The following is a 12,631-nucleotide window of genomic DNA, read 5'->3' as shown; positions in this document are numbered from 1 at the left end:
CTAAACAGATTTTTTTACTTCTTCCCTATTCCCTGCTCCCTGCTCCCTGTTCCCTGTTCCCTAAAACCAATAATTTTTACCAGACCCAATTTCAAACTAATATAATAACCATAATGAAAAATATTCAACGTCCCAATTACTTTACTTCCCAGTTTCTAGTAGAAGAAGATTTTAAGGATGAGCAAGCCTACCATCGTGACATGCGCCTGCGTCACAATCGTTTACTCCATGAATGGGGTGTGGTGGAAGGATTAGAAGTAACCAGAGCCGGGGATAAAAAAATTGCCGTTAGTGAAGGCATGGCCATTGATAAAGATGGTCAAGAAATTATTGTTTTACCCAATTGTACAGTACCGGACACGATTAACACGATTAACTTAGATGGATTACCACTCAAGGCAACTATTGAAATTACCGTCATGTATCGGGAAATTAAGGACAAGGGTTACCGAGTAGGTAGCGAGATCAAATACACTCGCACCACTGAACGTCCCAAGTTTGTCATTTACGGGAGTAACACAAGTCAAGACAATCTCCAAGACGGTAATGTAGATTTAAAAAATGCTGATAGTCCTCCTCCCGAGGATAATGTGATTCTGTTGGCACAGGTGAAACTAGACAACGACGGTAAGGTTAGTGAAGTGCATAATTATGTACGCAAGCTTGCTGGTGCTAAGTTATCTACTGCAGATGGTTTTCGAGTCAGGTACGACCACAATTTCTTTGGGGCTAGTGGAGATGCTTTAGTGATTGAACAAAGAGATATTAATCCCACTAAGCCTGATCGAGGGATTGCTTTTGTTAATACGGGTGACGATGGAGTTGTAGAAACTGCCCTTGTTATTAAAGGAAATGGCAATGTAGGTATTGGGACAAATAATCCTAGTCAAAAATTAGAGGTGGCTGGAACTGTTAAGGCCACCAACTTAAACCTGACAGGAGACTCAACCATAGATGGTTCCCTAACCGTTGCTGGAAGCCTGGAAGTACAGGGGGATGTGATTGCCCGTGATACCGAGCATATGCCTGGGAATGTGTCCTTGGGGAATGGTGATAATGATCAAGTGACAATTGCAGGGGTAATTCGCTCAGGGCATTCATCTGGGGCGCTGAGGGTGGATGATGCGTTACATACCACTGGTGCTCTGACAGTGGATGGCAATGTCGGTATTGGCACAACCTCTATTCATAATCCTCAGGATTGGCACAAAGTTTTAGACATCTTAGGTTCACAGCATGCTCGGTTAAATGTCAGGTCTGGTGGTGGGGTAGTAACCAGTGTTTTTAGTAATGATAGTTGGAATGGAGCCAGAGGCGTAATTGGAACGGAATCGAACCACCCATTGACCTTTGCTACTAACTATCAACACCGTATGACGATTGACCCCAATGGCAATGTGGGTATTGGGACAACTAATCCACAATCCCTTTTGCAAGTTGGAGATGGATTAGGAGGTGGTAATCGCCCCTGGATGACAAGAGGACTACAGGTTGCTTGGGATACTGACCATCTATTTCTAGGATTGAAAGATCAAGGGGCAGATCGCAAAGATTCTGTACTGGCATGGGGAGATAATACCAATGATGTATTCAGATTCATTTTTGCGGCGACCGGTGGTGCTGCAGATGGTCAAGAAATAATGAGGTTACAGCCAAACGGCAATGTCGGCATTGGCACAAATAATCCTAGTGAAAAATTAGAGGTGGCTGGAACTGTTAAGGCCACTAAATTTGAGGGGGCAGGAAATTCAACCATCGATGGTTCCCTGACAGTGAATGGTTTGCTGGAAGTAAAAGGGAATGTGTCCTTGGGGGATGCGGATAATGATCAAGTGACAATTGCAGGGGTAATTCGCTCAGGGGATTCATCTGCGGCGCTGAGGGTGGATGATGCGTTACATACCACTGGTGCTCTGACAGTGGATGGGAATCTCAGTGTTAGGGATGCGATCGCTACTGCTCAATTAAGTGTGACCGATCGGGTAACAGGTTCCCTCACCATAGAAAATAACTTAACTGTGGGTGGTGTGCTGGCTAGCACTTTAGAAGTATCTGGGGCTTTAAAATTAGGGACTACAGGAACTCAGATTTTTCATAGTACTAATGAATCCGGTACACCTAGTGGAGATGGTTTTCGACTCAGGTACGACAACAATTTCTTTGGGACTAGTCAAGATGCTTTAGTGATTGAAAAAACCGACGGGAATCACCCTAACCCTGATGGAGGAATTGCTTTTGTTAATACGGGTAACGATGGAGTTGAAGAAACTGCCCTTGTTATTAAAGGAAATGGTAATGTAGGCATTAGCACAAATAATCCTAGTGAAAAATTAGAGGTGGCTGGAACTGTTAAGGCCACTAAATTTGAGGGGGCAGGAGACTCAACCATCGATGGTTCCCTGACAGTGAATGGTTTGCTGGAAGTAAAAGGGAATGTGTCCTTGGGGGATGCAGATAATGATGAAGTGAAAGTTACAGGGGTAATTCGCTCAGGGCATTCATCTGGGGCACTGAGGGTGGATGATGCTTTACATACTACTGGTGCTCTGACCGTGGATGGTAATGTCGGTATTGGGACAACCAATCCTAGTGAAAAATTAGAGGTGGCTGGAACTGTTAAGGCCACTCACTTTGAAGGGGATGGTTCTGCTTTAACTGGTATTAGTGCTGGAAAGTGGTCTGATGGTGGTAGTAACAGGATTTACTATAATGCTGGCCATGTCGGCATTGGCACAAATAATCCTACTGAAAAACTAGAGGTGGATGGAGCTGTTAAGGCAAAGTCGCTGACTATCGAAGACAACCTCACTGTCAATGGCAATATTACAACCTCTGGCATGATTAGGGGGTCATCAATGCCGCCTAATCTAATCAGAAATTCCTACATGAATATACTCGATGGCAACAAGCCTGCTGGGTACAACACCCTTGGGAATCTTACTTTAGAAGCAGCCCACCCTTTCACGAAAGGGTTTGAAGGACCCTATGTAGGAACAAAACCAGCCAATGCTGCCGATAGTGTAGATGATGCAACCGAAGAAAATCCTTATTGGTTTGGCATATCTAACAAAGGTTCGCGAATAAAAAGAGGTGGTTTAGCTGATGGTTGGGCTTCTTTTCGTGACGGTAGGATTTTGAAAATTACTGGGGATAATTCAGGACAACATACCATGATACTTTTTCCCTTTGAGTCCCGAGGTAATTTTTTAACCAAAAAGTACGTACATCTCAAAGCTTGGCTCAAGATTTCTTCCGGTAAACAAGTGGGATTTGGCGAACTTGCTGGGTGGGGTAACGGAAAGCCTAATAGTGGATTGATAATTACCAAGGAACAAAGTGATAATGCTCCAGATGGTTGGTATCGAGTAGATGGCGTAATTCCCACATCTGAGGTAACGAAGTTGGGTGGTCAGAGTTTTTCTATGGGTATAGCGGGTGACGACGCTGACGGATCTTTTGAAGTATATCTAGCCTTACCATACCTAGCCAATTTAGATAATGATAGCTGGCTTCCTAGTGTTTCTGATCTGCTTTCGCGGGATGGGTTAACAGTTCATCCTACTTCTGGTAATGTTGGCATTGGGACAACAAATCCTAGTACAAAATTAGAGGTGGATGGAACTGTCCAAGCCACTAGGTTTGAAGGGGATGGTTCTGGTTTAACTGGTATTAGCGCTGGTGGCACAAAGTGGTCTGATGGTAGTAGTAACAAGATTTACTATAATGCTGGCAATGTCGGCATTGGGACAAATAATCCACAATCCCTTTTGCAAGTTGGAGATGGATTAGGAGGTGGTAATCGCCCCTGGATGACAAGAGGACTACAAGTTGCTTGGAATAGTGACACTGTATTTCTAGGATTGAAAGATGAAGGGGCAGATCGCAAAGATTCTGTACTGGCATGGGGAGATAATACGAATGATGCATTCAGATTCATTTTTGCGGCTTCAGGCGGTGCTGCAGATGGTCAAGAAATAATGAGGTTACAGCCAAACGGCAATGTCGGCATTGGGACAACCAATCCTAGTGAAAAATTAGAGGTGGCTGGAACTGTGAAGGCCACTAAATTTGAAGGGGATAGTTCTGTAGGTAATGCTGAGTTAGCCAATAACTCCGTGACCAATGCCAAAATTGCCAATGATGCAGTCAACGCTGCCAAGATTCAAAACGGCACCGTGGGTACTGCTGAGTTAGCCAATAACTCCGTGACCAATGCCAAAATTGCTAATAACAGTATTAGTATGGATAAACTTGATGCTGTGACTAGGAGGGAACTGAATAACGCTTCTGAGCTCCAAAGTCTACAAACGCAAATCAGAAGTATACAAGGGCGAATCGCAAATATAGAACGGCTATTGGGAGGTATAGGTGAGCCTCCTGTAGGGAGAGATTTTCCTGTCGCTGATCCTGACCCTGATCCTCGCCCTGGTACTGACCCTGGTCCTAGTCCTAACCCAGAGATTCGTGACCCAAACTCGCCCTAGACAGACCCTGAGCAAGAAAGGTAAAGCTAACGGTTTAAAGCTTACTGGCGTTACAACCAGAACATTAGCATACACTCAGTCTGTAAAAATTGCATCATCATATTAGTAGGAACGGCCAAGGAAAAGGTGAACCATATGGGATATCAACGGGCAAGCCAAACCAAAAACAACCAAATAACCCCAAAGGGAAAAACCGTTCAAGCCAAGCCAACCCCCTTGGCTACCCATAGTCCGGTTCACCCCCTCCTGCAACTCCAACGAAAACTGGGAAACCAAGCAGTTAATCGTCTCATCCAGACAAAAATGCAAGTGGGGGAAGCCAATGATGTGTACGAAAAGGAGGCAGACAGTGTTGCAGCCCAAGTAATGCGCATGGCAGCACCACCAGTGCAAAATTCCATGGAGGAAGAGGAAATACAAACTAAGCCGATCGCCTTACAGTTACAATCGGACGAAGAAGAAATACAAACTAAGCCGATAGCCCTACAGTTACAATCCGACGAAGAGGAAATACAAACTAAGCCGATAGCCCTACAGTTACAATCGGACGAAGAAGAAATACAAACTAAGCCGATAGCGCTACAGTTACAATCGGACGAAGAAGAAATACAAACTAAGCCCATAGCGCTACAGTTACAATCCCAGGAAGAGGAAATACAAACTAAGCCGATAGCGCTACAGTTACAATCCGGGGAAGAAGAAATACAAACTAAAGCAAATCCTGGTCAAACCCCACAAGTATCATCTAATTTAGAAACTAAAATCCAATCCCGACGGGGTACCGGTCAACCTCTGCCAGACTCTACCCGTGCTTTCATGGAACCCAGATTTGGGGCTAACTTTAGTGGGGTGCGGGTGCATACAGACTCTAGTGCCGTACAGATGAATAAGGAGTTGGGAGCGCAAGCCTTTACCCATGGTAGGGATATTTTCTATGGTGCGGGGAAGTCTCCTGGTAAGAATAGTTTGACGGCTCATGAGTTGACCCATACTATCCAGCAGAACGGGGGAATTCAGGCGAAAGTAATTGATCAACAGGCCAAGAAGGCAAATAAAGTCGAAAAGAAGGCTGGGTTTGCTGTTCCGATCAAGGATACTCCCGGGAATGGGGTCAATCAAGAATCTCCGACTCTTGTCAAGGATACTGATATAAAACCAGAAGTCGAGGGGGAAAATACAGTTAACACAGAGGTAGTTGCACCTCAAGAAACTGCTGAGACTAAGGCTGAAACAGCCCCAAAGCCGGAAAGCCAGGCAACATCGGTTAGTTCTGGAGTTTCTCCAGGGAAAAACCAGGAGGCAATGGCTCCAGAAGCAGCTAATCAAGGGATGAAAGCGGAGGTAAATCAAGAAACCACGGCAACACCTGCTGAAACAACACCCCTAGAAACTACTGCTGCTTCCCCAGAGTCAGATCCAGATTTTAAAGCAGTGGTTGCTAAAGCTAAGGGAATTGCCAATAAGCAAAAACAACACGCCCCAGCTAGTACAAAAGCGAAACAAGCCCAAGCTGCAGCGGTAAGTCCAGCCAAGGAAATAGAAAGCAAAGCTCAGGCCAATCAAGTGGGTGAGATGGCACAAGCTCCCACTCCTGGTTTTGATGCTGCTGCTTTCAAGGCTAAATTAATGGAGCGCATCCAGTCAGCAGCTCCGGAAACTCTTGAACAAGCGGATGAGTTTAAGGATAGTAACAAACTGGCTTCTGTCAAGAGCCAGATGCAAAATACCGTTAAGCAAGAGCAAACTGCATCTCAAGCACCCTTAGAACAGAAGGCGAAACAAGCACCGGATACCAGCAGTATTAAACCGAAATCAGTAACTCCCCTAGCTGCCAATGAAGCGGGAGCAGTAACCAAAAATATTGGTGCTGACAAAGCTATTCCTAAAGCCAAGGGACAAGGTGAAGTGGAGGCACCGCTACAAGAAAGTAGCCAAAAACTTGACCAACAGATGGCTGAGGCTGATGTTACTTCGGAACAGTTAGCTAAATCCAATGAACCCCAATTCCAAACAGCTTTAGCAGCAAAACAAGAGGCTCAAACTAATGCCAGCCAAGCACCCCAAGCCTATCGTCAGTTTGAACAAGACCAGTTAACCCAAGCCCAAGGGGAAGCTGCAACCACAGCGGGGCAACAACTCCAAGGAATGCATGGCTCCCGGGCTCAGTTATTAGCTCAGGTTACCAATCAGCAAATTAAAACTAAGGGTAAGGATGAGCAAGAACGAGCTAAGGTTGCTGGGGATATTCAAAAGATTTACAACCAAACTAAAACTAAGGTTGAGGACATTCTCAATGGCTTAGATGGTAAGGTTAATCAAGAATTTGACGCTGGTGCCAATCAAGCCACCAAAGCCTTCGAGAACTACGTTGATGAAAAAATGAAGGCTTACAAAGATGAGCGTTATAGTGGCGATTTCGGTTGGTATCTTTGGGGTAAGGATAAATTACTAGGTTTACCATCAGAGGTTAATGCTTTTTATCAAGAAGGACGACAACTTTACCTGGCAAAAATGGATGTTGTCCTCAATAAAATCGTCAACATTATTGGTACTGCCTTAACCGATGCTAAAGCAGAAATTGCCAAGGGTAGGCAAGAAATTAAAGACTATGTAGCTAAATTACCCGAAAACCTGAAAACTGTAGGTCAACAAGCCGCTACGGATATTCAAAGTCAATTCGACCAGTTGGAACAAAGCGTTGACAGCAAACAAGATCAGCTAATTAATACTCTGGCCGAGAACTATAACGAAAAGCTGCAAGCTGTTAATGCCCGCATCGATGAGATGAAGGCTGCTAATCAGGGGTTAGTTGATCAAGCAGCCAATGCCATAATTGGAGTCATCGATACCATTAAGAAACTCAAAGACATGTTGCTTAGTGTCTTGAGTAAAGCGGCTAGTTTGATTGGTAACATTATTAAAGACCCCATCGGCTTCCTAGGAAATTTAATTAGTGGTATTAAACAAGGCTTTGAGAATTTTGTCGCTAATATTGGGCAACATCTACAAGCCGGTTTAATTGGCTGGTTAACTGGAACCCTGGGACCGATGGGTATTCAACTACCCGATGACATCTTTAGCTTACCGGGAATATTCAGCTTAGTAACCCAAGTCTTGAACTTGACATTTACCTATATTCGTGGTAAAGCAGTCAAGCTCTTTGGGGAACCAGTAGTAGCTGGCATGGAGAAAAGCGTCGAAATATTCCAGGTATTACGCGATCGCGGACCCATGGGACTGTGGGAACATGTTAAGGAACAGTTCAACGACCTGAAACAAACAGTCATCGAAGAAATCAAGAGCATGGTCGTTACCGAGGTGATCACCGCCGGGGTGAAGTGGGTTCTGAGCTTGTTGAATCCTGCATCAGCCTTTGTGAAAGCCGCCATGGCAATCTATGACATCATCATGTTCTTTGTTAATCGCGGTAGTCAGGTGCTGGAATTGGTAAATGCAGTTGTGGATGCCGTGAGTGCGATCGCATCTGGTGCTGTTGGTGGTGCAGCGAAGTTGGTAGAGAATGCTTTAGCGAAAGCTGTACCAGTGGTAATAGGGTTCTTGGCTTCCTTGTTGGGTATTGGTGGTTTGGCGAAGAAGGTTGAGAAGATTATTGGTAAGATTCGCGAGCGGATTGATCAGGCGATTGATAAGGTGTTGTTGAAGGCGAAGGGGTTGTTGGGTAAAGCAAAAAAAGGAGCAAATAAAGTAAAGGAAACTGTACTCAACCTCATTAAATGGTGGACTAAAAAGAAAACTTTTAAGGATAAGACTGGGCACTCTCATGAACTATATTACAAGGGTAGCTTAGCGAATGCGAAACTCTATGTAGCCAGTTTTGATCCTAAGATGCTCGACAAGTTCTTTGATGAGAAGCTAAAAGAAGCAGAAGGGCAGACAAGTTTCACAAAAAGTGATGTAGAAGTGGCCAAGGAATATTACGATGAAAAAGTCCGCCCTCTGGAAATTAGACTGAGAGAAATTGACAAGGTTTATGAAGGAGGTTCAGGTGGTTCTAAACTCTCAGCAGAGAAGAAAGCAAAAGACATTAATGCTAATAAGCAGCTTGTACAAAAGCTTGAACGAGCTTTATGGGAATTAAGTAATCAACATCTTAAGAAGTTATTTGGATCAACTGTCGAAGACTATCCGCCACCTAAGCTTCCAGTCATGGCTGACAATAAGAAAGCATCTAGCTTCACTGCTGATTATATTGTTAATAGTGAAAAGCACAAAATTACAACCGGGACGGAGTCAGGTAAGCATGTAGGTAACCTCAATGGATGGTCTCAACTTCAAGAGTCAAAACTTACTCACCAAGCCCAATGGGTTCGGATGCACTTGTTGCCACATAAATTGGGTGGTAATGCAGTTGACTCTAACTTAACTCCCGCGCGGGGATCTCACAATACTCGATTTTAAAGTGCAGTAGAGCAACCTGCTATCAAGGCTGCAGTGGAGGGTAACATCAAAGATAACAAGCCTATTTGGTATCGTTTCCGTATTAACTATTATTCTGGTAAAGCTAGTCCTTTCCCCAAATATTTGAAAGCAGAATGGGGATTTTATGAAAGTACTGGTGGTGAACTCAAACGTGGGCCATTAGTAAAGTCATTTTCACAAAGCCCAGAGAAACCAGAATTGACTCCTGTTACTCCCAATCTAAATGATCCAGACGTGACTGCAGGCGATATAACTAGAGTTACTGATGTAGATCGTGGTTTTGTTTTGCTTCTATTAAATGTCAGGGAGGAAAATGGTGGATCTTTAGGAACCTCAAGGTTTTCCGTCAAAAATAGAATGGAGAAAAAATATATAACTACTGATGTAGTTGGTGGTAGACAGGTTAAATTTGGAGTTAAGGATTTTGACGCACGCATGAATCTTGTTTTAGCAGCTATAAAAGATGGAAAAGCAACACTAAAGTAAAAAATGTCACAAGAATATTTACGAGACTTTCAGACTTTAATAGATCAAATGAAGCAACACTCTTCCTTTGAAATTATTGCAGATGAAATTGTTGCCAATTATGAGGAAGGACTTGCTGAGTTATCGGTGAACGAATTAAGAATGAGCTTTGGGTTTAACCTTACTCAAAATTTTGAAAAATATATTGATGTATCTCTCCATACACATTTACGATTTGTCTATTACATCAATGGGGAGGTTTCCGGAGGAGGTGAATTTCATTTAAGCCCTATTGCCGATTCCCTAACTTCAACCCAAGATCCCGAACTCTGGCATGAAGGGATGACCCAACAGGAAATTGAGTTCCTAAAATATTTTCGTGTTTTTGATGACCATCCTGACTCCGGCGACTTTAAACTCGCGGCTTTTCACTTGACACCAGGCGTTTCTCCACCTGCCTTTCCAGATATTTATTTCTATGATCGGGGTGAGTACTGGAAGATGAACCTTGATTATGGAGGTTACTTAGATGGCTTACTAGGATTGTTGGGTGTGAGTAACTGGCAGTACCTTTTTTGCGATGTAGACATGACTCAACCGAAGTATGAGAGCCTCTTCAACGAACTAAACAATACCTTAAATCAACTTACTAAACTTTTTCCTGCCAGAGACTTTGAAACATATCGCGAAATATTACGAACTAAAAGAGAAAGTGACTCTCGTCGGATAGGTTAATGAAGCGTATTTATTGATAGTATTTCAATTCGTTCAATTACAAAACTATAAGTGCGATCGCTTTTAGCGGCTCCAAAGGAGCATCGCGAAGCGTAGCCCTTTGGGCTAATCCCATGATCTTGTCGGGTGAGCCCTTCGACAGCGTAACCCACCAAAGCCAATGCTATGCGATCGCATACCCACTATGTTCACAAATCTCGGGGGGATGAAAAGCCATAACAATCCTATCCTTCGGTACTCCTGAAGCAACCAATTCATCCGTGATACCATCTTCAATACCGTCGTAGTGAATCCAGATTTTACCATCGCGGATTGAACCATGAACAATCTTAGCATTACAATCCTGTTGAGGAGGTAATCATCCAATGGAAAAACTAGAAAACTACCGATTAATCATCCGCCAGCTATTAACTAATCATGCCACCTTAGAAGCAAATAATTCAGATTCAGAGCTTGAGTGTCAACTTATTTTTGACACAGAACATGACCATTATCAACTTTTAGATATCGGCTGGGATGGACTCAAACGAGTTTATAACTGTTTCATCCATTTAGATATCAAAGATGGCAAAGTTTGGATTCAGCGAAACATGACAGAAGCTGATTTGGCGCAAGATTTGGTAGACATGGGTATACCGAAAGCAGACATTATTTTCGGTTTACATCCCAGTTATAAACGTCCTTACACAGGCTACGGAGTGGCTTAGTAGTGGATTGACTTAACAATAAAATTAATTATAATAATGATGAGTAACCATTTTGACTTAGATAAAATAGGAAATATGTAAAATCTCTAGTAAATGCCAAAGAAAATCAGGGTTCTAAAACAAATGCTTCGCCAAGCCGGTTTTAGAGAAATACCAGGTAAAGGAAGCCATACAAACTGGATACATCCTCTTTATGCTGGGAAACTCACAGTTTCAGGTAAAGACGGAAACGATGCTAAGCCCTATCAAGAAAAGAATGTAAAAAAAGCTATTGAGGAAGTAGAAGGTAACATTAATGATGAGCAAACTTAAATATAAAATGATAATTCAATGGTCAGAAGAAGATAATTGTTTTTTAGTTGGTTTCCCCGACTTCCCCGGACAAAAATGGCGGACTCATGGAGAAACTTATGAAGAAGCAGTTAAGAATGGAACTGAAGCTTTAGAATCTTTGGTAATAGCCTATCAAGAAACAGGTGAAACTCTTCCCGAACCAACTATTAGTAAGGCAGCGTAGTGCGAACGGGCCCCGCGTGACCTACGGTCAATCGCGTAGCGTAGCCCTTTGGCCTAATCGCTGATCTTGTAGGGTGCGCCCTTCGACAGGGTAACCCACCAAACCAAACACTATGCGATCGCATACCCAGTATGTTCACGAATCTCGGGGGGATGAAAAGCCAGAACAATCCTATCCTTCGGTACTCCTGTGGCAACCAATTCATCCGTGATCCCATCTTCAATTGACATCTTTAGCTTACCGGGAATATTCAGCTTAGTAACCCAAGTCTTGGGCTTGATATTTGCCTACATTCGTGGTAATGCAGCCAAACTCTTTGGGAAGTAGTAGCTGGCATGGAGAAAGCCGTCGAAATATTCCAGGTATTACGCGATCGCGGAGCCATGGGACTGTGGGAACATGTTAAGGAACAGTTCAACGACCTGAAACAAACAGTCATCGAACAAATCAATAACATGGTAGTTACCCAGGTGATCACCGCCGGGGTGAAGTGGATTCTGAGCTTGTTAAATCCAGCATCAGCATTTGTCAAAGCCGCCATGGCAATTTATGACATCATCATGTTCTTTGTTAATCGCGGTAGTCAGGTGCTGGAATTGGTAAATGCAGTTGTGGATGCCGTGAGTGCGAACGCGCCCCGCGTGACCTACGGTCAATCGCGTAGCGTAGCCCTTTGGGCTAATCGCATCCGGTGCAGTTGGTGGTGCTGCGAAGTTGGTAGAGAATGCTTTAGCGAAAGCTGTACCAGTGGTGATTGGGTTCTTGGCTTCGCTGTTGGGTATTGGTGGTTTGGCGAAGAAGGTTGAGAAAATTATTGGTAAGATTCGCCAGCGGATTGATCAGGCGATTGATAAGGTGTTGTTGAAAGCGAAGGGGTTATTTAAGGGCAAAAACGGTAAGGGGAGTAAGAATCAGCAAAGTAAAGAAAAAGTAGTTGAAGGCGGACTTAGAGACTTACATGTTGAAGAGAATAAATATTTAAAGGACAATAAAATAACTAAAGCTGTAAGCATTCAGCCGTCAGCGGTCAGCCGTGAGCTAAAAGCTCACGCTACTTGAGGTGCTTTCCGTAACATAGATTAAACGAATACTTACCTGTTTTCTTGATCCCAAGCGCGAGTGGGGGAAACCACGGCAGACCGCGAGTGGGGAGGGGCTGTGTGCGGAACCTGCGTCCGCACCGCTGTTTGCCCCGTGGGAACCCCCGCAGGTCGGCACTGCCTCCCCTGTTCCGAAGCTGCATCGCTTATTCAAAAGCTGTTCGGTGTAGCTTGCCCATAGCC

General features: G+C 43.8%; 9 protein-coding genes and 2 pseudogenes. 9 read left to right on the top strand and 2 right to left on the bottom strand.

Annotation, left to right across the window (positions count from 1 at the left end):
* Positions 1–113 precede the first annotated feature (113 nt).
* The 4 genes from F6K64_RS27450 to F6K64_RS27435 all read left to right on the top strand — a co-directional run bounded on the left by F6K64_RS27450 (position 114) and on the right by F6K64_RS27435 (position 10,124).
* On the top strand, positions 114–4,484 hold the full coding sequence (locus tag F6K64_RS27450) for a hypothetical protein (RefSeq protein ID WP_008178136.1): 4,371 nt from the start codon (positions 114–116) through the stop codon (positions 4,482–4,484).
* A 135-nt stretch (positions 4,485–4,619) separates the two neighbouring features.
* Entirely contained in the window at positions 4,620–8,903 is a 4,284-nt protein-coding gene (locus tag F6K64_RS27445) for an eCIS core domain-containing protein (protein WP_287267018.1), read from the top strand.
* 33 nt (positions 8,904–8,936) lie between these two features.
* Positions 8,937–9,410, top strand: coding sequence for a hypothetical protein (locus F6K64_RS27440; RefSeq protein WP_287267016.1), 474 nt, complete (start codon positions 8,937–8,939; stop codon positions 9,408–9,410).
* Positions 9,411–9,413: 3 nt separating this feature from the next.
* Positions 9,414–10,124, top strand: coding sequence for a hypothetical protein (locus F6K64_RS27435; RefSeq protein ID WP_287267014.1), 711 nt, complete (start codon positions 9,414–9,416; stop codon positions 10,122–10,124).
* A 163-nt stretch (positions 10,125–10,287) separates the two neighbouring features.
* Here F6K64_RS27435 and F6K64_RS27430 read toward each other — a convergent pair.
* Positions 10,288–10,455: pseudogene (locus tag F6K64_RS27430) on the bottom strand (element excision factor XisI family protein); the annotation flags it as partial.
* A gap of 34 nt (positions 10,456–10,489) precedes the next feature.
* Between F6K64_RS27430 and F6K64_RS27425 the strand changes: the two are divergent.
* The 3 genes from F6K64_RS27425 (at position 10,490) to F6K64_RS27415 (ending at position 11,348) form a co-directional block, all read left to right on the top strand.
* Complete coding sequence (locus F6K64_RS27425) at positions 10,490–10,831, top strand: XisI protein (protein ID WP_287255666.1); 342 nt, start codon at positions 10,490–10,492, stop codon at positions 10,829–10,831.
* Positions 10,832–10,924: 93 nt separating this feature from the next.
* Positions 10,925–11,143 (top strand): type II toxin-antitoxin system HicA family toxin, encoded by a 219-nt coding sequence (locus F6K64_RS27420; RefSeq protein WP_287267012.1) that lies wholly within the window; start codon positions 10,925–10,927, stop codon positions 11,141–11,143.
* Positions 11,130–11,348: a type II toxin-antitoxin system HicB family antitoxin gene (locus tag F6K64_RS27415; protein WP_502708075.1), complete on the top strand. Its 219-nt coding sequence runs from the start codon at positions 11,130–11,132 to the stop codon at positions 11,346–11,348. The genes F6K64_RS27420 and F6K64_RS27415 overlap by 14 nt, the downstream gene beginning before the upstream one ends.
* Positions 11,349–11,458: 110 nt before the next feature.
* On the opposite strand, the pseudogene F6K64_RS27410 reads toward F6K64_RS27415, so the two are convergent.
* Positions 11,459–11,572 (bottom strand): annotated as a pseudogene (locus tag F6K64_RS27410) (element excision factor XisI family protein); the annotation flags it as partial.
* A 111-nt stretch (positions 11,573–11,683) separates the two neighbouring features.
* On the opposite strand from F6K64_RS27410, the gene F6K64_RS27405 reads away from it, so the two are divergent.
* Positions 11,684–12,154: a hypothetical protein gene (locus F6K64_RS27405; protein ID WP_008178120.1), complete on the top strand. Its 471-nt coding sequence runs from the start codon at positions 11,684–11,686 to the stop codon at positions 12,152–12,154.
* On the top strand, positions 12,138–12,407 hold the full coding sequence (locus F6K64_RS27400; RefSeq protein WP_287257074.1) for a hypothetical protein: 270 nt from the start codon (positions 12,138–12,140) through the stop codon (positions 12,405–12,407). The genes F6K64_RS27405 and F6K64_RS27400 overlap by 17 nt, the downstream gene beginning before the upstream one ends.
* The last annotated feature ends 224 nt before the right edge of the window (positions 12,408–12,631 follow it).

The sequence above is a fragment of the Moorena sp. SIO3A2 genome, from assembly GCF_010672265.1.
GTDB lineage: Bacteria > Cyanobacteriota > Cyanobacteriia > Cyanobacteriales > Coleofasciculaceae > Moorena > Moorena producens.
The sequence above is the reverse complement of the archived record's forward strand: the minus strand, read 5'-3'. Positions and strand labels throughout refer to the sequence as shown.

Bases quoted from the DNA above. Each gene is read 5' to 3' on its own strand.
- F6K64_RS27450 (WP_008178136.1), top strand. From the start codon at position 114: ATGAAAAATATTCAACGTCCCAATTACTTTACTTCCCAGTTTCTAGTA.
- F6K64_RS27445 (WP_287267018.1), top strand. From the start codon at position 4,620: ATGGGATATCAACGGGCAAGCCAAACCAAAAACAACCAAATAACCCCA.
- F6K64_RS27435 (WP_287267014.1), top strand. From the start codon at position 9,414: ATGTCACAAGAATATTTACGAGACTTTCAGACTTTAATAGATCAAATG.
- F6K64_RS27425 (WP_287255666.1), top strand. From the start codon at position 10,490: ATGGAAAAACTAGAAAACTACCGATTAATCATCCGCCAGCTATTAACT.
- F6K64_RS27420 (WP_287267012.1), top strand. From the start codon at position 10,925: ATGCCAAAGAAAATCAGGGTTCTAAAACAAATGCTTCGCCAAGCCGGT.
- F6K64_RS27415 (WP_502708075.1), top strand. From the start codon at position 11,130: ATGAGCAAACTTAAATATAAAATGATAATTCAATGGTCAGAAGAAGAT.
- F6K64_RS27405 (WP_008178120.1), top strand. From the start codon at position 11,684: ATGGAGAAAGCCGTCGAAATATTCCAGGTATTACGCGATCGCGGAGCC.